Below are 23,838 nucleotides of genomic sequence, written 5' to 3'. Positions count from 1 at the left end.
GGCCCCCGCCGCCTCTCACGGGGTGAACGCCACGAACCGCACCTCGGACCACTTGCGGCTTTCGTGGGTGATGTCGATCTGCACGGATGCCCGCTCTCCCGCGACCGGGCCCGCGTTCAGACACGCGTCGACCTGGGCGTCGCCGCACTGCGTGGTCCGCAGTTCCGGCCCCTGTGGGAAGCCGGCCGCCACCCAGGAGTCGATCTCGCCGCGCGGCATCCGGAAGCGGGCTGTGTAGCGGGGTTCAGGCCCGGCGTCGAGCCCGCACCAGGCGTCGTACGCCCCCTCCGGCAGCTTCACCCCGCCGAAGGCCAGGGCCTCGGCGCACGAGGTCTTCTTCACGTCCGAGGCGACCGAGTCGTCCGTGAAGAACCAGGCGATCAGCAGCGCGATCAGGGCCGCCACCACCAGTGTCGGCACGGCCAGGATCGCCAGGAAGACCCCCCATCTGGTCCTGCCCGACCCGCCCTGTTCCGTCACCGTTTCGGTCGGCGTCAGCGTCATGTCATCCCCGTTTCCTCGGCACGTGGTCTACGTGGCTGACCGGATCATGTCAGCCCTGGGAGGACAGGGTCCGTCTGGGCTTGCCACCCCCCTCCCCGCATGGGGGAGGATGGCAGGATCCGTACGAAGGGAAATTCACGGTGACCATCGACCCGTCCTCGATTCCGAACTTCGGGGGCCAGCCCGAGCCGCAGCAAGGACCGGCGGGCCCCGTCGTCCCGGATCAGGATCTTGTGAAGCAGCTCCTCGACCAGATGGAGCTGAAGTATGTCGTCGACGACGAGGGAGACCTCGCGGCGCCGTGGGAGCAGTTCCGTACGTATTTCATGTTCCGCGGTGAGGGTGACCAGCAGGTCTTCTCGGTGCGGACGTTCTACGACCGGCCCCACCAGATCGACGAGAAGCCCGCGCTGCTGGAGTCCATCGACGACTGGAACCGGCGCACCCTGTGGCCCAAGGTCTACAGCCACACCCATGACGACGGCACCGTCCGTCTGATCGGTGAGGCGCAGATGCTCATCGGCACCGGCGTCAGCCTGGAGCACTTCGTCTCCTCGACCGTCAGCTGGGTGCGCGCCGCCATCGAGTTCGACAAGTGGCTCGTCGAACAGCTCGGCCTCGAGGAGGACGTCAACGACGCCGAGAAGCCCGAGGACGACGAGTAGGCGTCCTCCCGCTGCAGGCGCGTATCGGCGATCACGACCGGATACGCGCCGTAGGCGAACGACAGCCCGGCCAGGGCACGGGCCACCACGGCCGCGTGCCGGGGCCGGGCTGTCGCCTTCGGCACCAGCGCAGGGGATGGCAGCCCCTGCGGGGTGAGCGCTGCTCCCGTCCACAGCCTGTGGGTAACTTTTCCACGTTGCTCCGCCGGCGCAGCTCCTCCCGGATCCGTTCGCGGGCCGCCCTGACGCGGTGCAGCCGGGGCTTGCCGCCGTACGCGTGCCGGGCCCGGTCGAGCCGTGGTGGGGACTGGGGTGCTTGCTATAATCCGACAGTCGGCCTTCGGCGCCCCGAGTTGGGTGCGCGCGAAGGCTTTTTTCATGCCTTCTGACACATCTCCCTACGGCACTCCTCCCACCACCTACCGTGACCTGCTCCGCAACCGTGAATTCGTCGGCCTGTACGCCGGCTTCACACTGTCGGTCGCCGCGAGCACCCTGTCGGGCTTCGCACTCGGCACGCTGGTCAACCAGCAGACCAAGTCCCCGTTCCTGACCGCTGTGAGCATGTACGGCGCCACCTTCGCGACCGTACTCGGTGCGCTGACACTGATGTCGGTCGCGGACGGAAGCCGTCCCCGCCGGACCCTCGTCGCGCTCCAGTGCGTCTCGCTCGCAGGTGTCGCGGCACAGGCGGTTCCAGGGCTGCCGCTCGCCGCCCGGTTCGGTCTGCTCCTCGTACTGGGGTTCTTCCAGTCCCTGGGAACGGGGGCACGGATGGGGCTGCTCGCCGAGGTGGTGCCGACCTCCACCTACGCACTGGCCCGTTCGCTGATGAACATCACCTCGGGAGGCATGGCCATCCTCGGCTACGCCATCGGCGCCGTACTGCTGCGGTTCCTGAGCCCGCAGGAGGTCTTCGCCGTCGCGACAGCCCTGACCGGCGGTGGATTGATCATTGTGGCAGTGACGGTCCGGGAACGTTCGATCCGTCTGACCCGTCGCCCTGGACTGCGCCAGACCTGGACGACGAACACCGAGCTTTTCTCCCACTCCGGCCGGCGCGCGCTGCTGCTGAACCTGTGGGTCCCCAACGGTCTGATCGTTGGCTGCGAGGCCCTGTTCATCTCCTACGCCCCTCATCACGCCGGCGTCTTCCTGGCCGCCGGATCGGCAGGCATGCTCTTCGGTGACCTTGCGGTCGGGCGGCTGTTCACTGCCGAGCAGCGGCGCCGCTACGCATTCGCCCTGCGCCTGCTGCTCGCCGCCCCCTACCTGCTGTTCGCTGTCCACCCGCCCGTGCTGGTGGCGACAGCCGCGGTGTTCATCGCCAGTGCCGGCTTCGCTGCCACCCTGCCGCTTCAGGAGCAGCTTCTGGAGTTGACCCCTGATCCGGTCCGTGGCCAGGTCCAGGGAGTTGAGTCCGCCGGCCGGATGACGTGGCAAGGTATCGGAGCCGCGATCGCCGGCGGCATTGCCCAGCACTTCACTTCTGGCGCAGTCATCACCTTTGTGGCCGCCGTCTCCATCGCCATCACCGTCTTCTCCCGGCCCTTCGTGGTCCGCGCCCGAGCCGTCCGCGTCCAGGAGGCCGACGCATAGAGTTCCCACGACGGTGCGAGCGGAGGGCCGCAGGCCGCCGGGCAGGTCGGGGAACTGGAAGGAGTACCGGCCCAGCACGTCGATGCGGTGGCGGACGAACGGGGAGAGGCGGGCGACGCCCTGGTCGCGGACGCCGAAGCCGTCGGCGCGCAGCGGGTTCACTGCGGCGTCCATGTAGCGGGTGTTGAACAGCACGAGTGGTAGAGCTGCCCGGCCCGGCCGTGGAAGATCTTCCGCGCGAGCGCGTGCCGGCCATCCTGGCGCAGCTTCGCAGCGTTGAGATGGTCGAGCGCCTCGTCGCCCGCCGTGACCCGATCCACCGGGCCGTCGAGCGGGGCGGCCCAGCGGCCTACGCCGTACGGCTCGACCGCGTTGCTACTTCGCAGCGGGCGCCCACAAGGCGGCCACGATCTCCGAGCGATCGTCTCGTGGCGGGCAACCGCCCGCATCAAGCCCGACCCTGACCCAGCTTGGGGAGGTACTCCCTCCACGGTGGTCGTCCGGCGCGCTCTCAGACGGCGAGCCTCTTGAGGCGGGCCACAGCCTCGTCCAGGACATCGGTCCGCTTGCAGAACGCGAACCGCACGAACGGCGCCCCCGCCTCCCGATGGTCGTAGAAGACCGCGTTCGGGATGGCGACGACGCCCGCGCGTTCGGGCAGGGCGCGGCAGAAGGCGAAGCCGTCGCTCTCGCCGAGGGGGCGGATGTCGGTGGTGACGAAGTAGGTGCCGGCGGGCCGGAAGACCTCGAAGCCCGCCTCGGCCAGGCCCGCCGACAGCAGGTCCCGCTTGGCCCGCATGTCCTCGCGGAAGGCCGCGAAGTAGCTGTCGGGGAGGGCGAGGGCCTCGGCGACCGCGTACTGGAAGGGGCCGGAGGAGACGTACGTCAGGAACTGCTTCGCCGAGCGGACCGCCGAGACCAGGGCGGGTGCGGCCGTGATCCAGCCGACCTTCCAGCCGGTGAAGGAGAAGGTCTTGCCGGCGGAGCCGATCGTGACCGTGCGCTCCCGCATCCCCGGGAAGGTCGCCAGGGGCAGGTGCTCGGCCTCGTCGAAGACCAGGTGCTCGTACACCTCGTCCGTGACCACCAGCAGGTCCCGCTCCACGGCCAGTTCGGCGATCGCCGTCAGCTCCGCGCGGGTGAGGACCGTGCCGGTGGGGTTGTGCGGGGTGTTGATGAGCAGGAGGCGGGTCCGGTCGGTGACCGCGGCGCGCAGTTCGTCGAGGTCCAGGCGGAAGCTTCCCTCATGGGGCCGCAGGGTGACCGGGACCCTGGTCCCGCCCGCCATCGCGATGCAGGCCGCGTAGGAGTCGTAGTACGGCTCCAACGCGACGACCTCGTCACCCGGCTCCACGAGCGCCAGCAGGGCGGCGGCGATCGCCTCCGTGGCGCCCGCCGTGACCAGGACCTCGGTGTCGGGGTCGTAGGACAGGCCGTAGCGGCGCTCCTGGTGCGCGGCGACCGCGGTGCGCAGCTCGGGTACGCCCGGGCCCGGCGGGTACTGGTTGCCGCGTCCGTCGCGCAGCGCCCGCACGGCCGCCTCCCTGACCTCCTCGGGGCCGTCCGTGTCGGGGAAGCCCTGCCCCAGGTTGATCGAACCGGTCCGCAGGGCCAGGGCGGACATCTCGGCGAAGATCGTCGTCCCGAACTCGGCGAGACGGCGGTTGAGCAGGGGGCGCGCGCTGGAGGTCATGCAGGTCATCCTGCGCCCAAGCTCTGGAGTTCCTCAACTCTGCTTTGGGGCGTGAGACGGAAGGGCATCTCCAGCTCACGCAACCGGCGAGGCGCCCACGGGGGGTCGCTTCGGGGGGTAATGGAAGGAGGGTGGCGCCATGGTCATCGGCATCATCCTGGCGGTGTTCGCGGTCCTGTTCGTCGGGTCTCTCGTGTCCGCCGCGAACAAGAAGCAGCGCGTCAAGCTGGTCAAGGAGCCCCGCGGGGGCCGGTCCCGGGCGCACCGGGACAGCTGGTGGGCCGGAGGCTCGACGGGTGCCGGCTCCTCGTGCGGGTCGTCGGGCGGAAGCTCCGGGGGTCACAGCGGGGGCCACGGCGGAGGGCACCACGGTGGGCACTCCTGCGGTGGCGGGCACTCCTGCGGCGGTGGGTCGTCCTGTGGTGGCGGGTCGTCCTGCGGCGGCGGGGGCGGATGCGGGGGAGGCAGCTGACACGGGGCAGCTGAGCTCCAGCAGGGGGAACCGCATCCGAGCACGGGGGAACGCGGGGGCGTGCGTCCGGACCTGGGTCGGGGCCGCACGCCCCCGCTTGTCGCATCTTCACTCCGGTGCTCCGGCGCACGCTCCGGCCGCCGTGGCGCGCGCCGTGGTTGAACAGATGAGCTGGGGAGCCCACCCAGGGATGGAAACCGCACGAAGTTGGGTAAAAACACTGTGGCGGCATCGCCGTTCATGATTCCCTCTACCTCACCAACGCAGCCCCTCGGACGTCCTGCGGACAAGGACACGTCCTGACCTACCGACTGGGCTGACCGGGCCGATCCCCCCACAGTCGCCCGGGTGCGCCGGAACCCCACACCACCCTTTCTTTGCGTGCTAGCGGAGCCGATCCATGCTCACGACCCTGAACACCTCGTACACCGACACGCGCGCGACCGACCTCGCCTGGGCCCTGGGGCGTGAGCCGCTGCCCGCCCTCGCCACGCGCGACCTCGAAATCGGCGGGGCGAAGCTTCAGTTGAGACTCCTCGGCGCATCCCACCAAGTGCTCCTGGAGGAGGACCGGGGCATGTGTTCGGAGACGGTGGCGTGCATCGCCGGCAGCAGTACGCCGCTGCCGCTGGGCGTGGCCAAGCGGGTGGGGGACTGGGAGTACGAGTTCGCCGCGCGCGTCGAGGTGCTGTCACCGGGTCAGTTCGCGGGCCGGGCACAGGAGTTGCTCGCGCTGGTGTCCGACCATCCGCACGGCCTCGCCGGGGTCTTTCCCGGCAGCCCGCACGCGTTCACGGCGCTGCTGGCACAGTGGTACGAGGGGCAGGTGTACTGGCGGACCTGGCACGCGTATCCGCAGGACGGGCAGTTGGTGGCCACGCGGACGCGCGTCGGGGTCCGGGTCCCGGTGGGGACGTCGGGCTGAGCCGCAGAAACCCCTGTTCTCCCGGTTCACTCCCAGTTTCACACGTGTGGGTGACGAAGCGTGCCGTACCCGTGACGTAACGTCGCACCGTGATCGAGTCGCACGCCCCCGCCCCGCCCGGCGCTCCGCCGCCCTGGGTCGGGCCCCCGCGGCTGCCGGTCCGCCCTGCCACCGGCAGGTTCCTGGTCCTCGCCTGTGTCTTCGTCTGCGCGGCCTGCGGACTGGTGTACGAGCTCGAACTGGTCGCTCTGGCCTCGTACTTGACCGGCGACTCGGTCACCCAGGCGTCCGTGGTGCTGTCCGTCATGGTCTTCGCGATGGGCATCGGCTCGCTGGCGGCCAAGCGGCTGCGCCGGCACGCGGCCATGGCCTTCGGGGCCCTGGAGGCGCTGCTGGCACTGGTCGGCGGGTGCAGCGCGATGGCGCTGTACGCCCTCTTCGCGTGGACCGGCGACTGGGGCGGGCTGTGGGCGAGCGGTCCGCGCTGGCTCCTGGTCGCCTTCTCGCTCGCCATCGGTCTGCTCATCGGCGCCGAGGTCCCCCTGCTGATGGAGCTGATCCAGCGCATCCGCCGCCAGGACGCGGGCGGCGCGGTGGCCGACCTGTTCGCCGCGGACTACGTCGGCGCACTGGTCGGCGGTCTGGCCTTCCCGTTCCTGCTGCTGCCCCTGCTGGGCCAGTTGACCGGCGCGATGCTCACCGGCGCGGTCAACGCGATCGCGGGCGGCGCCCTGGTCCTCGGTCTGTTCCGCCGCGACCTGACCCCCCGGGCCCGCTGGCTGCTGCTGGTCGCCAACCTCGCCGTGCTCGGCGTCCTCGCCACCGCCACCGTCCTCGTCGACGACTTCGAGCGGGCCGCGCGGGAGGCGGTCTACGGCGAGGACGTGCGCGTCGCCCTGCAGACCGGCGTCCGGGAGGTCGCCCTCACCGGCGGCACCGACGGCCGCCCCCTCGACCTGTACGTCGACGGCAGCCTCAGGGTCAGCGGCCGTGACGAGGACCGCTACCACGAGGCCCTCGTCCACCCGGCGATGGACGGCCCCCACGCGCGCGTGCTCGTCCTCGGCGGTGGCGACGGACTCGCCGTCCGCGAGGTGCTCAGACACCGGGGTGTGCGGCGGGTCGACATCGTGGCGCTCGACCCCCCGGTGGTCGACCTGGCCCGCCGCGACCCGGCGCTGTCCCGGCTCAACGGTCACGTGTACGGCGACGCGCGCGTCCACGTGAGCACGCAGGACGCGTTCCGCCGACTGCGGAGGCCGGCGCCCGTGCCGTCGTACGACGTGGTGATCGCCGACCTGCCCGCCCCCGGCATCACCGCGAGCGCCAAGCTGTACTCGGAGGAGTTCTACGGCCTCGTCCGCCGCGTCCTGGCTCCCGACGGCCGTCTCGTCGTGCACGCGGGGCCGGTCTCCCCCCGCCCCCGTGTCTTCTGGACGGTGGACGCGACCCTGCGCGCGGCGGGGCTGCGCACCACGCCCTACCGCGTCGAAGGCCGCGGCCCCGGTTCCGCCGCGGGTCCCGGGCGCACGGCCGGAGCGGCCCGTGCCCCCCACGACTGGGGCTTCGTGCTGGCCTCGCGGCAAGACCGCCCGGTGCTCGGCCTTGACCCCCGGGGGCCGCGGCCGGCGACCCTGACGCAGCGGTCCCTGCGGGCCGATCAACGGGCGGCGGAGGCGACCCGGGTCGGGGGTCTGGAGGCCTCGACGTTGGTGCATCCGCGCTACTGATCCGCGCCCCCGGGCGGAACAGCGCGTCACTTTCCACCAACGGGGGTGCATGACCGTCGGCCCTGGGTAGGCTCGGCAACCATGGAGCATGAGGTGTTCGTTCCGGTTCCGGTCGAGCGGCTGAGGCAGACCCTGGGGGATCCCGTCAGGGTGGCCCGGGCGGTTCCCGGGCTCCAGCAGGACGCCGGTGCGGACCCCGTCGCCGGGCGCCTGAAGGTGCGGGTCGGCAGCCACTCCATCACCTACCGGGGAGCGGTCCACGTCTCCGCCCGGGAGGACGGTTCCTACGCCGTCGAGGGGGACGCCACCGAGACCCGCGGAAGCGGTTCGGTCAAAGTCGCCCTCACTCTCCGCCTGCGCGACACGGACGGCGGCACGACCGTGACCTTCGGCGGCACGGCCACGGCGGACGGCCGTGTCACCGAGCTCCCGCCGGACGCCGTGGGCTCCGCCGTCGTACGCCTGCTGAACCGTTTCGCGGAGGCGCTGGGCGAGGCGCAGGAGGAACCCGAGCAGCCGGAACAGCAGGAGCAGCCGCAGCCGCGGACACCGGAGGTCGTGGAGGCTGCCGAGGAGCCCCCGGCACCCCTCGTCGACGACTTCACGGAACCCGTCGGCCCCCCGGCCGAGGCGGCCCACGCCCGCCGCACCATGATCGGCCGCAGCGCGGAGGAGGTCGACCACGCGCCCCCGCGAGGCCGCTACGCCCCCGTCCCAGCGCCCCAGACGGTGACGTCGAGCGCGACCCTCCGCTGGGCGGCGCCGGCGGCGGCAGTGGTCCTGGCATCGGCGATCGTGGTCGGAAGGGCGCTGAGGAAACGCCGTTGAGGAGCCGTTGAGTAGGGTCGTCCCGTGAGCCAAGAAGACATCACACTGACCGCGGGCGACGCGGAAGTGACCTTGCAGCCGGCAAACGGCGGACGGGTCGGGGGACTTCGGGTCGCAGGCGTCCAACTCCTGCGCCAGGGCGACCGTTTCGGCTGCTTCCCGATGGTCCCCTGGTGCGGGCGCATCCGGGACGGACGGTTCCGTGACGGCGCCGACGTCCACCAGATGCCGCTCAACTCCCCGCCGCACGCCATCCACGGCACGGCCCGCGACGGCGCCTGGAACATCGCCCGCACGACCACCGACGAAGCGGTCCTCACGTACGACCTCGTGGCGCCCTGGCCCTACCCGGGCCGCATCACCCAGATCGCGGCGCTCACCCCGGACGCCCTGACGCTCACCATGTCCGTGGAGACGTACGACTCCTCCTTCCCGGCCCAGATCGGCTGGCACCCCTGGTTCCACCGCACCCTCGACGGCGGCGAGCCCGTCCGGCTCGACTTCGCCGCCGCCTGGCAGGAGGAGCGGGGCGACGACCACCTGCCGACCGGCAACCGCGTCGAGCCGAGGCCGGGCCCCTGGGACGACTGCTTCGGCATGCCCGACGGCGTCGACGTCACGCTCACCTGGCCCGGGCAGCTGGAGCTGAAGGTCGCCAGCCGCGAGGAATGGGTCGTGGTGTACGACGAGCAGGAGGCCGCCGTCTGCGTGGAGCCGCAGACCGGGCCGCCCAACGGCCTGAACACGGTGCCGCGCCTGGTCACACCCCTGGAGCCGTTGGAGGCCTCGACGACCTGGAGCTGGCGCCGCCTCTAAGCTGACAGGCATGACGGACGTACGCGGCGAGCTGCTGCAGCAGATCAAGGACAAGGCCGTGGTGCACGGCAAGGTGACCCTCTCATCGGGGCTGGAGGCCGACTACTACGTCGACCTGCGCCGCGTCACGCTCGACGGCGAGGCGGCCCCGCTGGTCGGGCAGGTGCTCCTGGACCTGACCGCGGACCTGGAGTTCGACGCGGTCGGCGGCCTGACCATGGGTGCCGACCCGGTCGCCGGCGCCATGCTGCACGCGGCCGCCGCGCGCGGGAAGCGCCTGGACGCCTTCGTCGTCCGCAAGGCGGCCAAGGCGCACGGCATGCAGCGGCGCGTGGAGGGCCCCGACATCGCGGGCCGCCGGGTCGTGGTCGTCGAGGACACCTCCACCACCGGAGGCTCCCCGCTCGAAGCGGTGGCGGCGGTGCGCGAGGCGGGCGCCGAGGTCGTCGCGGTCGCGACGATCGTCGACCGCGCGACGGGCGCCGCCGAGAAGATCGAACAGGGCGCGGGCGTGCCGTACCGCTTCGCCTACTCGAAGGACGAGCTGGGCCTGGACTGACCACGGACCGACCGCGGGATGGACCATCCGGCCAAGTCTGGAAAGATGGGGCCGACGATGACGTCGAACCCCCACACAAGGTCTAGGTCAGGGCCGTAAGCACGCAGTACGCCAACCCGCAGATACAAGGAGCGGACACATGCCGATCGCAACCCCCGAGGTCTACAACGAGATGCTCGACCGGGCGAAGGCAGGCAAGTTCGCCTACCCGGCCATCAACGTGACCTCGACCCAGACCCTGCACGCTGCGCTGCGCGGCTTCGCGGAGGCCGAGAGCGACGGCATCATCCAGATCTCGACCGGTGGTGCCGAGTTCCTGGGCGGCCAGTACAGCAAGGAGATGGTCACGGGTTCCGTGGCCCTCGCCGAGTTCGCGCACATCGTCGCCGAGAAGTACCCGGTCACCGTCGCCCTGCACACCGACCACTGCCCCAAGGACAAGCTCGACGGGTACGTACGCCCGCTGCTCGCCGTGTCCGAGGAGCGTGTGAAGGCCGGCGGCAACCCGCTGTTCCAGTCGCACATGTGGGACGGTTCGGCCGAGACCCTCGCCGACAACCTCTCCATCGCCCAGGAGCTCCTGGAGCGCGCCCGCGCCGCCAAGATCATCCTTGAGGTCGAGATCACCCCGACCGGCGGTGAGGAGGACGGCGTCTCGCACGAGATCAACGACTCCCTCTACACCACGGTCGACGACGCCATCCGTACGGCCGAGGCGCTGGGCCTGGGCGAGAAGGGCCGCTACCTGCTGGCCGCCTCCTTCGGCAACGTCCACGGTGTGTACAAGCCGGGCAACGTCGTGCTCCGCCCCGACCTGCTGAAGGAGCTGAACGACGGCGTGGCCGCCAAGTTCGGCAAGCCGGCCGGGTCCCAGCCGTTCGACTTCGTCTTCCACGGCGGCTCCGGCTCCTCGGAGGAGGAGATCCGCACCGCGCTGGAGAACGGCGTGGTCAAGATGAACATCGACACCGACACGCAGTACGCCTTCACGCGTCCGGTCGCCGACCACATGTTCCGCAACTACGACGGCGTCCTGAAGGTCGACGGCGAGGTCGGCTCCAAGAAGACCTACGACCCGCGTACCTGGGGCAAGCTCGCGGAGGCCTCGATGGCCGCCCGCGTCGTCGAGGCCACGCAGAACCTGCGCTCGGCGGGTACGAAGATCAAGTAAGGCCCTTTCACGGCTGATCGCGGTGAGCCCGGTGCTACGGCACCGGGCTCGCTGTATACCTGGGGCATGCCCGATGTCCGGCTGGCCTCGCCGCAAGGCAAGTGGATCCTGCTCACCACCGTCCTCGGCTCCAGCATGGCGCTGCTGGACTCGACCGTCGTCAACGTCGCGCTGCCGCGCATCGGCCGCGACCTGGACGCCGAGCTCGCCGCCCTGCAGTGGACGGTCAACGCGTACATGCTGACGCTGGCCGGGCTGATCCTGCTCGGCGGCTCCCTCGGGGACCGGTACGGCCGCCGCAAGGTCTTCGTGGTCGGCGTGGTGTGGTTCGCGGCCGCCTCTCTGCTGTGCGGCCTCGCCCCGAACGCCGGTGTCCTCGTCGCCGCCCGAGCCCTCCAGGGAGTCGGCGGCGCCCTGCTCACACCCGGGTCCCTGGCCCTGATCCAGGCCTCCTTCCATCCCGACGACCGGGGCCGGGCCGTCGGCCTGTGGTCCGGCTTCGGCGGCATCGGGGCGGCCGTCGGGCCCTTCGTGGGCGGCTGGCTGGTGGACGGTCCCGGCTGGCGCTGGGTGTTCCTGCTCAACGTCCCGCTGGCACTGCTGTGCGCGCCGATCGCCGTACGGCACGTTCCCGAGTCCGCGGACGGGCGCGCCGACCACGGGCGCTTCGACGTGCTCGGCGCGGTCCTCGGCGCGCTGGCGCTCGCGCTGGTGACATACGCGCTGATCGAGGCGCGTTCCGGGTCCCTGGTGGTCGTCGTCACGGCGCTCGCGGGTGTGGCCGCCGGGGTGGCCTTCGTCGCCGTGGAGAAGCGGCGGCCCGATCCGATGATGCCGCTCGGGATCTTCGCGTCCCGGCAGTTCACCGCGGTCAACCTGGTGACCCTGTGCGTGTACGCGGCCTTCGGCGGGTTCTTCTTCCTGGCCGCGCTCCAGCTCCAGGTGGTGGTCGGCTGGTCGGCCCTCCAGGCCGGTACGGCACTGCTGCCGACGACCGCCCTGATGCTGCTGTTCTCCGCCCGCTCGGGCGCCCTCGCCGACCGCATCGGACCGCGCATCCCGCTCACCGTCGGCCCGCTGCTGTGCGCGGCGGGGATGCTGCTGATGCTCAGGGTCGGCCCGGGCGCCTCCTACCCGGCCGACGTGCTGCCCGCGCTGCTCGTGCTCGGCACCGGCATGGTCACGCTGGTCGCCCCGCTGACGGCGACCGTGCTGGGCTCGGTGGACGCCTCTCGGGCCGGTCTGGCGAGCGGGATCAACAACGCGGCGGCCCGGGCGGCGGGCCTCATCGCGGTGGCGGCGCTGCCGCTGGTCGCGGGGATGGGGGAGGAGGCGTACCGGTCCCCGGGGGCCTTCGACGACGCCTTCGGGCGGGCGATGACGGTGTGTGCGGGGGTGCTGGTGGTGGGGTCCGCGGTGGCCTTCGCGACGGTGCGGTCGCTGCCGCCGGGGTGCCGTCGGCCGGAGTGCCGTACGCACGGGGCGGTCATGGCACCGCCGCTGGAGGGTGAGCGCACGCGGGGGCGGCTGTCGTAGGCCGGCTGTGGGTGCGTTGTGGCTCGACAGGGCTTCACCGCACCCACCCAGGGGCGCGGGGCTGTGACATCAGCGGCTCCACCGCGGGGCGCGACCGGCCCCCACCGGCCCGCAGACGAAACCATGCCCCAGGCGAGGGAGACTGGACCCATGTCCATTCACGAGAACCTTCTCGGGGGCCCGCCCCCGACCCACCTCCCCGACGACCCGGAGCCGCGTGAGCTCCTGGCGAACGGCACCGCGCCCGCGGATGTCGCCGCGAAGTACCCGACCTCCTCGCTGGCCTGGGCCCAGCTGGCCGACGAGGCCTTCGAGCGGGGCAGCGTCGTGGAGTCGTACGCCTATGCCCGTACGGGCTACCACCGCGGCCTCGACTCGCTGCGCCGCAACGGCTGGAAGGGCCACGGGCCGGTCCCGTGGGAGCACGAGCCGAACCGCGGCTTCCTGCGTGCCCTGCACGGCCTCGCCCGCGCCGCCGGAGCCATCGGCGAGCAGACGGAGTACGAGCGCTGCACGCAGTTCCTGAAGGACTCCTCGCTCACGGCCGCCGAGACGCTGGGCTGAGCCTGAGCCGATCCGTCACCGCTTTCCGGGCCCGCCTGTGTGACCAGGCGGGCCTTGCCATTTCCGGGGAGCATGGAAGAGGATGCCCGGCGGGGACCGGGGCCCCGTGTCGGTAACGGCAGGGCGGACCGCTACCCGGAGTACACACCAGGAGACAGCGATGTCGTCCCAAGAGGCTCAGGAACCGCAGGAGCCGGAGACCCCGCATCTCGACTTCCAAGGCACGACGCCGTACGAGGACTACGTCAAGGCGGACGTGCTCACCCACCTCCAGCACACCCTCTCCGACGATCCCGGAGAGATGGTCTTCCTGGTCACGACCCAGGTCATGGAGCTGTGGTTCACGGTCATCGTGCACGAGTGGGAGACCGCGGCGGCCGCGCTGCGCTCCGACGACGTGCCCACGGCCGTCGCCGCGCTGAAGCGTTCCGTACGGGAGCTGGAGGCGCTGACCGCCTCCTGGAAGCCGCTCGGCCAGCTGACGCCCGCGCAGTTCAACTCCTACCGCTCGGCGCTCGGCGAGGGCTCCGGCTTCCAGTCGGCGATGTACCGCCGCATGGAGTTCCTGCTCGGCGACAAGTCCGCGTCCATGCTCGTGCCGCACCGGGGCGCGCCCCGCGTCCACGCCGAACTGGAGAAGGCGCTGCACGAGCCGAGCCTGTACGACGAGGTACTGGGGCTGCTGGCGCGGCGCGGGCACGCGATCCCCTCCGCTGTCCTGGAACGGGACGTGTCGCGCCGGTACGAGCCGTCGGAGGAGGTCGAGGCCGCCTGGACGGCCCTCTACTCCGGCCCCGAGAACGACGAACTGGCCCGCCTGGGCGAGGCGTTGACGGATGTCGCCGAGCTGGTGTGGCGCTGGCGCAACGACCATCTCGTCGCCACCCGCCGTGCGATGGGCTCCAAGGCCGGCACCGGTGGCTCCGCCGGGGTGGCCTGGCTGGAGAAGCGCGCGCGGAACAACGTGTTCCCGGAGCTGTGGACGGCGCGGTCCCATGTCTGAACTGACTTTGCGCGCGGAGAAGTTGGACGCGGCCGACGAACTGGCCGGCGTGCGCTCCCGGTTCGTGCTCGATGACGTGGTGTACCTCGACGGGAACTCGCTGGGCGCGCTCCCGGCCGCCGTCCCGGGGCGCGTCGAGGACGTCGTACGCCGTCAGTGGGGGCAGCTCAGGATCCGGTCCTGGGAGGAGAGCGGCTGGTGGACCGCGCCGGAGCGGATCGGTGACCTGATCGCTCCGCTGGTCGGCGCGGCGGCCGGGCAGATCGTGGTCGGCGACTCGACAAGTGTCAACGTCTTCAAGGCACTTGTGGGGGCGGTGCGGCTCGCGGGTGGTCCGGCCTCCGGCCGTGACGAGGTGGTCGTCGACGCCACCACCTTCCCCACGGACGGGTACATCGCCGAGTCCGCGGCCCGGATGACGGGCTGCACCCTGCGGGCGGTGACTCCGGCCGAGGTGCCGGGCGTGCTGAGCGGACGTACCGCGGCCGTCCTGCTCAACCACGTCGACTACCGCACCGGGCGCCTGCACGACCTGCCCGGTCTCACGGCCGCCGTGCACGCGGCGGGCGCGCTCGCCGTCTGGGACCTGTGCCACAGCGCGGGCGCCCTGCCGGTCGGTCTCGACGCGCACGGCGTCGACCTCGCGGTCGGCTGCACCTACAAGTACCTGAACGGCGGCCCCGGTTCACCGGCGTACCTCTATGTGCGCCGCGAGCTCCAGGACCGCTTCGACTCCCCGCTGCCTGGGTGGAACTCCCATGTGGAGCCCTTCGGGATGCGGCCGTCCTACGAACCGGCGCCGGGCGCGCTGCGGGGCCGCGTCGGCACGCCCGACATCCTCTCCATGCTCGCCCTGGAGGCGGCGCTGGAGGTCTGGGACGGGGTGTCGGTCGAGGCGGTGCGCGCCAAGTCGCTGGCCCTGACGGACTTCTTCCTGGAGTGCGTGTCGTCGTACGTCGAGGAGGGGCGCGTCGAGTGCGTGACCCCCCTGGCGCACGGGGAGCGGGGCAGCCAGGTCGCGCTGCGCTGCGAGGACGCGGGCGCGGTGATGAAGCGGCTCATCGAGCGGGGCGTGGTGGGCGACTTCCGGCACCCGGACGTGCTGCGGTTCGGTTTCACGCCGCTGTACGTCGGGTTCGCGGACGTGGAGCGGGCGGCGCGGGTGCTGGGGGAGACACTCGTCCGCTGATCGGCTCGTCGTGGCGTCAGGTCGGGGTGACGGGTGTGACCGGGGCGGCGTACACCCCGGCCTGCGCCGCCGCGACCGCCGCATCCGCCGCGCGTTCGGCGGCGGCCGGGTCGGGGGCCGTGCCGGTGGTGAGCAGGCCGTAGTAGAGGGGGGCCGAGACCGCCCGTACGACGGTCGCCGGGTCCGTGCCGACGGGGAGCTCCCCGCGCGCGACGCCCTCGCTCACGCACGGGGCCCACTCGGCGATCCGTACGGCGTAGAAGTGCCGCAGCGCCTCGGCGGTACGCGGGTCGCAGGCCGCCGCGGCGATGACCGCGCGGAAGAGCGCGCCCTGCCGGGGATCGGCGAGCGTCCGCTGGACCAGCAGGGCGTTGGCCCGCAGGTCGTCGCGGACCGCGCCGGTGCGGGTGCGGGGCAGTGACTGTTCGGCCATGTCGGCGAGCAGGTCGGCGACCAGCGCGGTGACCGTCCCCCACCGCCGGTACACGGTCGTCTTGCCGACCTCCGCGCGGCGGGCGACCTCGGCGAGGTCGAGGCGGTCGAAGCCCTGCTCGGCGAGCACGTCCCCGGCCGCCCGCAGCACGGCCGTACGGACACGCGCGGTACGCCCTCCGGGACGGACGGTGCCGGGTTCGGCGGACATGTCGGACTCCTCGGTGCGCTCGGGATCCGCGGGGCGGATCCGTGGGGACGGACACGTCAGCGTAACGAAACAGCAGAACCGTTTAGCCCTCACCGAGCGTGACATCCGTGTGTCCGCGCACGTCATGGGCCTGATACCGTCCCGGCCAACGGCCGAATTCTCTTCCAGGATGCTTTCACGGTCCGTCAGATCCGTTTCGTCGCTGAGAGGTTGGAGCATGCCGGACGACGCCGTAGCCCGTGCCGCCGCAGAAGCCCGTGCGGCGGCCGAAGCCCGAGCCGCGGCTGAGGAGGAGTCGGCCTTCTCGCACCCGGCGGTCGACCCCGACGCCACCGCGGCGTACGGCGACGACCCCGACCAGGTGATCGACTTCTACGCCCCGCGGGTGGCGGTGTCCCCCGGGGGCGGTCTCGCGCCGCTGGTCGTCGTCCTGCACGGCGGGGCGTGGCGGGCGCCGTACGACCGGCGGCATGTGACACCGTTCGCGGACTTCCTGGCCCGGCGGGGGTTCGCGGTGGCCAACGTGGAGTACCGGCGGGGCGGGGTCTCCGTTCCGGCACAGGGCGCTGCGGGGGGCGCCGGGCCGGTGGCCGGGCGCTGGCCCGAGACCTTCGACGACGTGGCCGCCGCGATGGACGCGCTGCCCGCGCTCGTGCGGGAGTCCCTCCCGCAGGCCGACCCGCGCCGCATGGTGGTCACCGGTCACTCCGCGGGCGGCCACCTCGCGCTGTGGGCCGCGGCCCGGCACCTCCTGCCGGCCGACGCCGCCTGGCGCATCGACCGGCCGGCGCCCCTGCGCGGGGTCGTCGCCCTCGCCCCGATCGCCGACTTCACAGTCGCCGACAAACTGGACGTGTGCGGCGGGGCGTGCCGTCAACTGCTGGGCGGAGCCGAGGGGTTCACCGCGCGGGTGCCGTACGCCGATCCCGCCCTGCTGCTGCCCACCGGTATCGCGACCACCCTCGTCCAGGGCCGCACCGACACGGTCGTCCCGGAGGCGGTCGCCGAGGCGTACGCGGACGCGGCGGCCAAGGCGGGCGAGGTGGTGGGCCTGACCCTGCTGGAGGACGTCGGCCACTTCCCCCTGATCGACCCGGCGGCGGACGCGTGCGCGGTGGTGGCGGAGGAGATCGCACAGCTGGCGTGGTGACGTCGGCCGCGGCGGTCCGCGCCGCTGCCCGGTGATACCCGTAATACCTGAGAGCTACGAAGCCAAAGAGCTCCCTGGCGTGACGCGGACGACGGCCGTGGCTCCGTAACTTCCCTTCCAGACAAGCCCGATGGCCGGGTGGAGGGGAAGGGACGGGGACTGTGGGGAGCAGTGGGAGGGGCGGGAGCAGGTGGAGGGGCGGGCGCGCGGGCCGCGGTGACGCGCGGCGGCACGGGGTGGACGTCCCGACGAGCGACCGTAGCGATCGGGACGTGCGTGGCACCCTGTTCGATCGGGATGTGCGGGACGCGTCAGGTGATCGGGACATGCGTGACGCGTCAGGTGACCGGGACATGCGTGACCCGTCGGGTGACCGTGGGGAGCCCGCGCACCGGCGCTTCCATCGGTGGCGCCGGGCCCTTCTCGCCGGCCTCATCACCGTGGCGGTGGTGGCCCCGCTCTCCGCGGCCGCCCGCCCCGAGATCCCGTCCCCGCCCCCCGCCACTCTCCCCAGGCCCACCGCCGCCACCCTCGACGAGATCTACGCCGCCAACAGCGCCAACGCCGCCGAGGCCGCCCGCTCGGCCGCGGCCCACGGCGACACCCACCGCGCCGCGGCGGACCGGGAGCTGGCCGCCCCCACCCGCAGGCTGCTCACCTTCGACGGACGGGGTCCCGGAAGGGCGGCAGAGGTCTTCGGCGACCTCGCCCACGCCGACCACGTGGCCGTCCTCGTCCCCGGCTCCGACACCTCCCTGGACACCTACGACCGCTTCCGGGCGACGGCGTCGGCCCTGCGCCGGCAGCTCACCGCCACCGCTCCGCACGGCACCCGGACCGCGGTGGTCGCCTGGCTCGGCTACCGCACCCCGGCCACGGTCAGCACCACGGTCCTGACCGTGGGCAGGGCCGACCAGGCCGCTCCCCACCTGCGCGCTTTCATACGCCAACTCCAGGGCGTCGTCGGCCGCGCCACCACCGTCTCCCTCGTCTGCCACTCCTACGGCACGGTGGTCTGCGCCAAAGCAGCCGCCCACCTGGACATCGACGACCTGGCCCTGATCGGCAGCCCAGGCACCGGCGCCGACACCGCCGCGGCCCTGCACACCCCGGCCCGGATCTGGGCGGCCCGGGGCCAGGACGACTGGGTCGGCGAGGTCCCCCACGTCAGGACCGATCTCTTCGGCGTCACCGTCGGCTTCGGCACCGACCCGATCTCCCCAGCCTTCGGCGCCCAGGTCTTCGCCGCCGGTAAGGGCGGACACAGCGACTACTTCAGCCCGGGCTCGGTGTCCCTGACCAACCTCGCCCGGATCGTCCTCGGAGACACCGCGGAGGTGACCCGTGACTGAGACCCACCGCACCCGGGACGGCGTACGCGCCGGGATACGCCGGAGCGCGGACGGCATACGCCGGGCCGCCGACCGGACCGACGCGGCGACACCTCCCGGGCGGGACCGTGCCGTCGACGCTCTGCGCGCCCTCGCGATCCTCGGTGTCGTCCTCGGCCACTGGCTGGTGACCGCCCTGGTCGCCGACGGAGGCACCCTGCACACCGCGAGCCCGCTGCAGCACATGCCGTGGCTGGCCCCGATCTCCTGGGCCTTCCAGACCCTGGCCGTGTTCTTCCTGGTCGGCGGTCATGTGGCGACCCGCGGCTACAGCTCGGCACGCGCCCGCGGGACGACGTACCGACAGTGGCTGACGAGCCGTCTGTCGCGGTTGTACAAGCCGGTGGCGGCCGTCCTCGCCCTGTGGACGGTGGCCGCGACGGCCCTGCTGCTCACGGGCGCCCCGTTCGAGACGGTCCGCACCCTGGTGAAACTCGCTCTGTCCCCGATGTGGTTCCTCCTGGTCTTCGGCGCCCTGACGGCCGCGACCCCGCTGCTGCTGCGCCTCCACCCGTTGTGGCCGCTGGCCGTCGTCCTGCACGTCGACCTCGTGCGCTTCGGGCTGGGCGGCCCTGACTGGCTGGGCTGGGTGAACCTGGCGGCCGGTTGGCTGGTCCCGTACACCCTGGGCGCGGCCTGGACCCGGGGTGAGCTGGAGGGGCGGCGGGTGGCATGGGTTTTGCTCGGGGGCGGTGCGGTGGCGACCGCGGTGCTCGTCGGGTGGGCGGGGTATCCGGCCTCGATGGTCGGGGTGCCGGGCGCTCAGGTGTCCAACCTGAACCCGCCGACGCTGGCCGCCGTCACCTTCGGTCTGGCCCAGTGCGGCCTGGCCCTGCTGCTGCGCGACCGCTTGCGCCGCGGTATGCGGCGCCCCGCGGCCTGGGCGGCGGTGGCGCTGGTCAACCTCTCCGCGATGACGATCTTCCTGTGGCACCAGACGGCACTGATGGCCACCACCGCCACCGGCCTCGCGCTCGGCAGGCTCCCCGGTCTGCACACCGTGCCCGACGGGCTGGACTGGGTGGCGGCCAGACTGGCCTGGCTCCCGGTGTTCGTCCTCGTCCTGGCGGTCTGCCGGTCGGCCTTCCGGTCCCTCGAACAGGGGCCGCGCCGTGCCGGGGGCCGCACGTCACGCGTGGTCCGGGTCCACCGCCGTACCGATCCCGCGGCAGCGAAGGAGGCGCGTCGTGCCTAGGGTGGTCGGCGTGACGGAGACGGGGAGCCGGCAGCTGGTGGCCGGCCGGATACGGCGCTGGCTGCATGTGCTGCGCGAGGACCTGTGCACGCTCCGGGTCGATCCGCTGCCCCCGTCCGTCTGGGTGCGCTGGCTGGCGCACGGCGTGGTGTGCCTCACGGCTCTGGTCATCGCGCTGGCCGGCACGGCGGAATTCATGGACGGCGGAGACCTGGGCTTCGGCCCGGCCTTCGCGCTCGCCGCCGCCCAGGGCGGTGCCACCGTGCTCGCGCTGTGGCGGCCGATCCCGGCCTGGTGGCTGTCGATCGGGGCCATGGTGGTCGGGGCCGTCGCGCTGCACGGCGAGGTGACCGTGCCTGACGGGAGTGGCTTCACCTGGCCCTGGACCGTCTCCGGGATCATCGCGCACCTCTTCGTCCTGCTGCTGGTCGGCCTGCGGGTGCCCACCCGGGTCTCCGCCGAGGTGCTGGCGATCACCGCGCTGGTCACCTATGTCCTGCAAGGCTTGTGGGGCGCGTCCCACTACCAGTCCACCGGGGTGGTCGCGGTCTGCCTCTCCGCGGTCGTCGTGGTGCTCGGCACGGCGCTGCGCGGCCGCCGCGAGGCCCGCGCGGAGCTCGGCCGGCAGACCACCCTCACCGCCGAGGAGCGGGCCCGCCGCACCCTGCTGGAGGAGCGCAGCCGGATCGCGCGCGAACTGCACGACGTCGTCGCCCACCACATGTCCGTCATCTCGATCCAGGCGCAGGTCGCCCCGCACCTCGTCGAGAACCCGTCCGAGGAGCTCCGGGAGAACCTCGACGGCATCCGGCAGAACGCGCTGGAGGCGCTGACCGAGCTGCGCCGGGTCCTCGGTGTGCTGCGGGCCGAACACCCCGACAGGGTCCACGAGTCCGACGACCCCGCCACCGGCACCGCCCCGCACGCCCCGCAGCCCACCCTCGACCGGCTCGACGCGCTGGTGGAGAACACCCGGGCGGCCGGACTGAGTGTGCGGGTCGACGTGCGGGGCGTCCGCCGGCCCCTGCCGTCCGGCGTGGAGCTGTCGGCGTACCGGATCGTGCAGGAGGCGCTGAGCAACGTCCTGCGTCACGCGCCCGGCGCGACCGCCTCCGTCGCGCTCGTCCACTACGTGCACGGGGTGGACGTGCGGGTCGTCAACTCACGGCCCACCCGCAGCGTGCCGTCCTCTCCGGGCGCGGGGCACGGCCTGCTCGGCATGCGCGAGCGGGCCGCGATGCTCGGCGGGACGTTGCGCGCCGGCCCCCACCCCGACGGCGGCTACGAGGTCGCCGCGTATCTTCCGACGGCACCCCCGGGCGCGCCCGACCAGGTCACCGACTCCAAGGACGGCACCGCATGACGAGCGGCACCAGCGCAGACATCCGCGTACTGATCGCGGACGATCAGCAGATGGTCCGGCAGGGCTTCAGCGTGCTGCTGGGCGCCCAGCCCGGCATCGAGGTGGTCGGGCAGGCGGTCGACGGACTGGACGCGATCGCCAAGGTCGACGAACTCGTCCCGGACGTCGTCCTGATGGACATCCGCATGCCCGAGCTGGGCGGCATCGAGGCCACCCGCCGCATCACCGGCGAGCGCCCGGAGATCAGGGTCCTGGTGCTGACCACCTTCGACCTCGACGAGTACGTCTACGAGGCCCTGCGGGCCGGTGCCTCCGGGTTCCTGCTGAAGGACGCCTCCGCGGAGCAGCTCGCTGAAGCGGTGCGGGTGGTGGCGGCCGGGGACGCACTGCTCGCGCCCGGCATCACCCGGCGGCTGATCGCCGAGTTCTCCCGTCTCGACCACCGGCCCCGCGCTCCGCTCAAGACCCGGGTCGGCGAGCTGACCGAGCGGGAGACGGAGGTCCTCGCCCTGATCGCGCAGGGCCTGTCGAACGCCGAGATCGCCGGGCGGCTCGTGGTGGCCGAGCAGACCGTGAAGACGCACGTGGGTCGCATCCTGGTGAAGCTGGGCCTCAGGGACCGTACGCAGGCGGCGGTGTTCGCCTACGAGTCGGGGCTGGTGCGGCCGTCGGGCTACTGACCGGCCGCCCTCCGGTACCCGTAGTACCTGAGAGGGACGCCGAAGGACCCGTCTCGCTGGTGACGACGGGGACCCCCGCGCCCGCCTACCGTTTCGAACGTGACCGATACGACCGAGACGCACATGACACCTCTGCACGGCGGCAGTGGCGCGTACCAGTTCCGCAGCCCGGAGTTCAGGGCCGCCGTCAACGCCCTGCGTGGCCTGCGGCAGGACCTGATCAGTGACGCCTTCGCCTACCGTCCGTTGCCTCCGGCGCCCGTCGACAAGGGGCTCTCCCGCCTGCTGTCCGGCCGGCCGCGGGAGTACGCGGCCTGGACGCCGCACGCGCTGATCACCGCGGCCGGCCTGCTCGCGATGTTCATCGCCGCGGACAACAGCGGCCGCGCCGCGACCACCAATGTCCTCGTCGGTGTGCTCGCCCTGGCCCCGATCCTGCTGACCATGGTGCGGCCGATCATGGCCTTCTGGCTGTCGCTGGCCGCGACCGCGATCGCCTATCCGATGGCTTTCGTCAACTCCTGGCAGCAGGACTGGCCATGGCTGCCAGGCAGCTTCGTCTGCCACCTCGTCGTGCTCACCGTGGTGGCCGTGCGCACCAGGCCGCGCACAGCGGCCTGGATGTGGCTGCTGACCGGGGCCTACGGCCTGATATGGCAGGCCACCCTGGGCGACAGCCACTACTACCGCTCCAACACCATGGATCTGCTGTTCATATCGGCCCTGCCGCTGCTCGCCATCACTGTGTGGCACATACGCAAGGACGCCCAGCAGACGGTGACCGCCCAGCAGACGGTGACCGCGCACGAGCGCTCCCGCCGCACGCTCCTGGAGGAGCGCACGACCATCGCCCGCGAGCTGCACGATGTGGTCGCCCACCACATGTCGGTCGTCGCCATCCAGGCGGAGGCCGCGCCCTACCGGGTGGAGAACCCGCCCCCGGAGCTGGAGAAGGCGTTCGCCACCATCCGGGAGAACGCGGTGGCGGCCCTCACCGAACTGCGCCGGGTCCTGGGCGTGGTCCGCGCCGAGGACTACGAGGCACCGGACGCCCCGCAGCCCACCCTCGCCGACCTCGACGGCCTCCTCGACAATGTGCGGGGAGCGGGTCTGAGCGTCGACAAGGCGGTCACCGGGGCGGTGCGCGAACTCCCGCAGGGCGTCGAGCTGTCGGCGTACCGGATCGTCCAGGAGGCGCTGAGCAACACCCTGCGCCACGCCCCGGGGGCGAGCGCACGGGTGGAGATCGGGTACGTCCTGGGCGGGTTGGGCCTGCGCGTAGTCAACGGCCCGCGGCCCGAGCTGTCGCTGCTGAAGCCCTCGCCCGGAGCGGGGCACGGCATCACGGGCATGCGGGAGCGGGTCTCCATGCTGAACGGCGAGATGACGGCAGGCCCGACGGACGAGGGAGGGTACGAGGTGGCGGTGTTCCTGCCGGTGCCGCTGCCGCTCAGGGACGAGGACGAGGCATGACGATCCGGGTCCTGGTCGCGGACGACCAGATGATGGTCCGCGAGGGCTTCTCGGTGCTGCTGAACGCGATGCCGGACATCGAGGTGGTCGGCGAGGCGGTCAACGGCCGCGAGGCGGTGGACCGGGTCCGTGAACTCGCCCCCGACGTGGTCCTGATGGACATCCGGATGCCGGAGCTGAACGGCATCGAGGCGACCAGGGAGATCGTCGCGGCCGAGGGCATGGCAAAGGTCCTGGTCCTGACGACCTTCGACCTCGACGAGTACGTGTACCAGGCCCTGCGCGCGGGCGCCTCGGGCTTCCTCCTCAAGGACGCCTCGGCCCGTCAACTCGCCGAGGGAGTCCGGGTGGTGGCCTCCGGCGAGGCGCTTCTGGCCCCCTCGGTCACCAGGCGGCTGATCACGGAGTTCTCCAAACTCTCCGAGTCCCCCAGACTCATGGCCGCGGCCCACACGGCCTACGGCGACCTCACCGACCGCGAGACGGAGGTACTGATCCTCATCGCCCAGGGCCTGTCGAACCAGGAGATGGCCGAGCGCCTGCTGGTGGCCGAGTCGACGATCAAGACCCATGTCAGCCGCATCCTGGTGAAACTGGGCCTCAGGGACCGCACACAGGCGGCGGTGTTCGCGTACGAGGCGCGGCTGGTGACGCCGGGGTAGGCGTGTGCGGCCCTTCTGGCGACCGGG

Annotated in this window: 22 protein-coding genes and 1 pseudogene; 19 read left to right on the top strand and 4 right to left on the bottom strand. The window is 72.2% G+C overall.

Features of this window, described 5'->3' with window-relative positions; genetic code table 11:
• Positions 1 to 15: 15 nt before the first annotated feature.
• The gene (locus tag D1369_RS18890; RefSeq protein ID WP_007383551.1) at positions 16 to 504 is read right to left on the bottom strand and encodes a hypothetical protein; all 489 of its coding nucleotides are present in this window, start codon (positions 502 to 504) and stop codon (positions 16 to 18) included.
• A 140-nt stretch (positions 505 to 644) separates the two neighbouring features.
• Here D1369_RS18890 and D1369_RS18885 point away from each other — a divergent pair, with 140 nt between their 5' ends.
• Positions 645 to 1,169 carry a YbjN domain-containing protein gene (locus D1369_RS18885; RefSeq protein WP_007383552.1) on the top strand — a complete coding sequence of 175 codons (525 nt, stop codon included), beginning with the start codon at positions 645 to 647 and terminating at the stop codon, positions 1,167 to 1,169.
• A 378-nt stretch (positions 1,170 to 1,547) separates the two neighbouring features.
• Positions 1,548 to 2,768, top strand: coding sequence for an MFS transporter (locus D1369_RS18880; RefSeq protein WP_007383553.1), 1,221 nt, complete (start codon positions 1,548 to 1,550; stop codon positions 2,766 to 2,768).
• A gap of 24 nt (positions 2,769 to 2,792) precedes the next feature.
• Here the strand turns inward: D1369_RS18880 and D1369_RS44775 are convergent.
• Together D1369_RS44775 and D1369_RS18865 are read right to left on the bottom strand one after the other, a co-directional pair.
• Positions 2,793 to 3,028, bottom strand: a pseudogene (locus D1369_RS44775) (Tn3 family transposase); the annotation flags it as partial.
• 251 nt (positions 3,029 to 3,279) lie between these two features.
• The gene (locus tag D1369_RS18865) at positions 3,280 to 4,470 is read right to left on the bottom strand and encodes a pyridoxal phosphate-dependent aminotransferase (protein WP_007383554.1); all 1,191 of its coding nucleotides are present in this window, start codon (positions 4,468 to 4,470) and stop codon (positions 3,280 to 3,282) included.
• 863 nt (positions 4,471 to 5,333) lie between these two features.
• Between D1369_RS18865 and D1369_RS18855 the strand changes: the two genes are divergently transcribed.
• From D1369_RS18855 to kynU, 10 genes are all read left to right on the top strand, one after another.
• Entirely contained in the window at positions 5,334 to 5,858 is a 525-nt protein-coding gene (locus D1369_RS18855; RefSeq protein WP_007383556.1) for a DUF2617 family protein, read from the top strand.
• 89 nt (positions 5,859 to 5,947) lie between these two features.
• Positions 5,948 to 7,588, top strand: coding sequence for a polyamine aminopropyltransferase (locus D1369_RS18850; protein WP_118082528.1), 1,641 nt, complete (start codon positions 5,948 to 5,950; stop codon positions 7,586 to 7,588).
• Positions 7,589 to 7,669: 81 nt separating this feature from the next.
• Entirely contained in the window at positions 7,670 to 8,416 is a 747-nt protein-coding gene (locus D1369_RS18845; RefSeq protein WP_202477048.1) for an SRPBCC domain-containing protein, read from the top strand.
• Positions 8,417 to 8,440: 24 nt separating this feature from the next.
• Entirely contained in the window at positions 8,441 to 9,232 is a 792-nt protein-coding gene (locus tag D1369_RS18840; protein ID WP_007383559.1) for an aldose 1-epimerase, read from the top strand.
• A gap of 10 nt (positions 9,233 to 9,242) precedes the next feature.
• Entirely contained in the window at positions 9,243 to 9,791 is a 549-nt protein-coding gene (gene pyrE, locus D1369_RS18835) for an orotate phosphoribosyltransferase (protein WP_007383560.1), read from the top strand.
• Between the two features lie 139 nt (positions 9,792 to 9,930).
• Entirely contained in the window at positions 9,931 to 10,962 is a 1,032-nt protein-coding gene (gene fbaA, locus D1369_RS18830; protein WP_007383561.1) for a class II fructose-bisphosphate aldolase, read from the top strand.
• A gap of 66 nt (positions 10,963 to 11,028) precedes the next feature.
• Positions 11,029 to 12,498: an MFS transporter gene (locus D1369_RS18825; RefSeq protein ID WP_007383562.1), complete on the top strand. Its 1,470-nt coding sequence runs from the start codon at positions 11,029 to 11,031 to the stop codon at positions 12,496 to 12,498.
• A gap of 150 nt (positions 12,499 to 12,648) precedes the next feature.
• Positions 12,649 to 13,062 (top strand): DUF3151 domain-containing protein, encoded by a 414-nt coding sequence (locus D1369_RS18820; protein WP_007383563.1) that lies wholly within the window; start codon positions 12,649 to 12,651, stop codon positions 13,060 to 13,062.
• 160 nt (positions 13,063 to 13,222) lie between these two features.
• Positions 13,223 to 14,065 (top strand): tryptophan 2,3-dioxygenase family protein, encoded by an 843-nt coding sequence (locus D1369_RS18815; RefSeq protein WP_007383564.1) that lies wholly within the window; start codon positions 13,223 to 13,225, stop codon positions 14,063 to 14,065.
• Positions 14,058 to 15,254: a kynureninase gene (gene kynU / locus D1369_RS18810; protein ID WP_007383565.1), complete on the top strand. Its 1,197-nt coding sequence runs from the start codon at positions 14,058 to 14,060 to the stop codon at positions 15,252 to 15,254. The genes D1369_RS18815 and kynU overlap by 8 nt, the downstream gene beginning before the upstream one ends.
• A gap of 16 nt (positions 15,255 to 15,270) precedes the next feature.
• Here kynU and D1369_RS18805 read toward each other — a convergent pair whose 3' ends face one another.
• On the bottom strand, positions 15,271 to 15,897 hold the full coding sequence (locus D1369_RS18805; RefSeq protein WP_007383566.1) for a TetR/AcrR family transcriptional regulator: 627 nt from the start codon (positions 15,895 to 15,897) through the stop codon (positions 15,271 to 15,273).
• Between the two features lie 217 nt (positions 15,898 to 16,114).
• Here D1369_RS18805 and D1369_RS18800 point away from each other — a divergent pair, with 217 nt between their 5' ends.
• From D1369_RS18800 to D1369_RS18770, 7 genes are all read left to right on the top strand, one after another.
• Positions 16,115 to 17,047 carry an alpha/beta hydrolase gene (locus D1369_RS18800; RefSeq protein ID WP_118082527.1) on the top strand — a complete coding sequence of 311 codons (933 nt, stop codon included), beginning with the start codon at positions 16,115 to 16,117 and terminating at the stop codon, positions 17,045 to 17,047.
• Between the two features lie 353 nt (positions 17,048 to 17,400).
• Positions 17,401 to 18,399 carry an alpha/beta hydrolase gene (locus tag D1369_RS18795; protein WP_037903528.1) on the top strand — a complete coding sequence of 333 codons (999 nt, stop codon included), beginning with the start codon at positions 17,401 to 17,403 and terminating at the stop codon, positions 18,397 to 18,399.
• Entirely contained in the window at positions 18,392 to 19,633 is a 1,242-nt protein-coding gene (locus D1369_RS18790; RefSeq protein ID WP_007383569.1) for an acyltransferase, read from the top strand. The genes D1369_RS18795 and D1369_RS18790 overlap by 8 nt, the downstream gene beginning before the upstream one ends.
• 10 nt (positions 19,634 to 19,643) lie before the next feature.
• Positions 19,644 to 20,996 (top strand): histidine kinase, encoded by a 1,353-nt coding sequence (locus D1369_RS18785; RefSeq protein WP_240436083.1) that lies wholly within the window; start codon positions 19,644 to 19,646, stop codon positions 20,994 to 20,996.
• Positions 20,993 to 21,676: a response regulator transcription factor gene (locus tag D1369_RS18780; RefSeq protein ID WP_007383571.1), complete on the top strand. Its 684-nt coding sequence runs from the start codon at positions 20,993 to 20,995 to the stop codon at positions 21,674 to 21,676. The genes D1369_RS18785 and D1369_RS18780 overlap by 4 nt, the downstream gene beginning before the upstream one ends.
• Positions 21,677 to 21,799: 123 nt before the next feature.
• Positions 21,800 to 23,149, top strand: a complete 1,350-nt coding sequence (locus tag D1369_RS18775; RefSeq protein WP_086023212.1) for a histidine kinase — start codon at positions 21,800 to 21,802, stop codon at positions 23,147 to 23,149.
• The gene (locus D1369_RS18770; protein WP_007383573.1) at positions 23,146 to 23,811 is read left to right on the top strand and encodes a response regulator transcription factor; all 666 of its coding nucleotides are present in this window, start codon (positions 23,146 to 23,148) and stop codon (positions 23,809 to 23,811) included. The genes D1369_RS18775 and D1369_RS18770 overlap by 4 nt, the downstream gene beginning before the upstream one ends.
• The last annotated feature ends 27 nt before the right edge of the window (positions 23,812 to 23,838 follow it).

Origin of the sequence: Streptomyces sp. CC0208 (genome assembly GCF_003443735.1) — a bacterium.
GTDB lineage: Bacteria > Actinomycetota > Actinomycetes > Streptomycetales > Streptomycetaceae > Streptomyces > Streptomyces sviceus.
Note: the sequence above shows the minus strand (reverse complement) of the source record. Positions and strands in the feature narration are given on the sequence as shown.

Coding starts and splice junctions, on each gene's coding strand:
- D1369_RS18890 (WP_007383551.1), bottom strand. CDS start 504: ATGACGCTGACGCCGACCGAAACGGTGACGGAACAGGGCGGGTCGGGC.
- D1369_RS18880 (WP_007383553.1), top strand. CDS start 1,548: ATGCCTTCTGACACATCTCCCTACGGCACTCCTCCCACCACCTACCGT.
- D1369_RS18865 (WP_007383554.1), bottom strand. CDS start 4,470: ATGACCTGCATGACCTCCAGCGCGCGCCCCCTGCTCAACCGCCGTCTC.
- D1369_RS18855 (WP_007383556.1), top strand. CDS start 5,334: ATGCTCACGACCCTGAACACCTCGTACACCGACACGCGCGCGACCGAC.
- D1369_RS18845 (WP_202477048.1), top strand. CDS start 7,670: ATGGAGCATGAGGTGTTCGTTCCGGTTCCGGTCGAGCGGCTGAGGCAG.
- pyrE (WP_007383560.1), top strand. CDS start 9,243: ATGACGGACGTACGCGGCGAGCTGCTGCAGCAGATCAAGGACAAGGCC.
- fbaA (WP_007383561.1), top strand. CDS start 9,931: ATGCCGATCGCAACCCCCGAGGTCTACAACGAGATGCTCGACCGGGCG.
- D1369_RS18825 (WP_007383562.1), top strand. CDS start 11,029: ATGCCCGATGTCCGGCTGGCCTCGCCGCAAGGCAAGTGGATCCTGCTC.
- D1369_RS18820 (WP_007383563.1), top strand. CDS start 12,649: ATGTCCATTCACGAGAACCTTCTCGGGGGCCCGCCCCCGACCCACCTC.
- D1369_RS18815 (WP_007383564.1), top strand. CDS start 13,223: ATGTCGTCCCAAGAGGCTCAGGAACCGCAGGAGCCGGAGACCCCGCAT.
- kynU (WP_007383565.1), top strand. CDS start 14,058: ATGTCTGAACTGACTTTGCGCGCGGAGAAGTTGGACGCGGCCGACGAA.
- D1369_RS18805 (WP_007383566.1), bottom strand. CDS start 15,897: ATGTCCGCCGAACCCGGCACCGTCCGTCCCGGAGGGCGTACCGCGCGT.
- D1369_RS18800 (WP_118082527.1), top strand. CDS start 16,115: ATGCCGGACGACGCCGTAGCCCGTGCCGCCGCAGAAGCCCGTGCGGCG.
- D1369_RS18795 (WP_037903528.1), top strand. CDS start 17,401: ATGCGTGACCCGTCGGGTGACCGTGGGGAGCCCGCGCACCGGCGCTTC.
- D1369_RS18780 (WP_007383571.1), top strand. CDS start 20,993: ATGACGAGCGGCACCAGCGCAGACATCCGCGTACTGATCGCGGACGAT.
- D1369_RS18775 (WP_086023212.1), top strand. CDS start 21,800: ATGACACCTCTGCACGGCGGCAGTGGCGCGTACCAGTTCCGCAGCCCG.
- D1369_RS18770 (WP_007383573.1), top strand. CDS start 23,146: ATGACGATCCGGGTCCTGGTCGCGGACGACCAGATGATGGTCCGCGAG.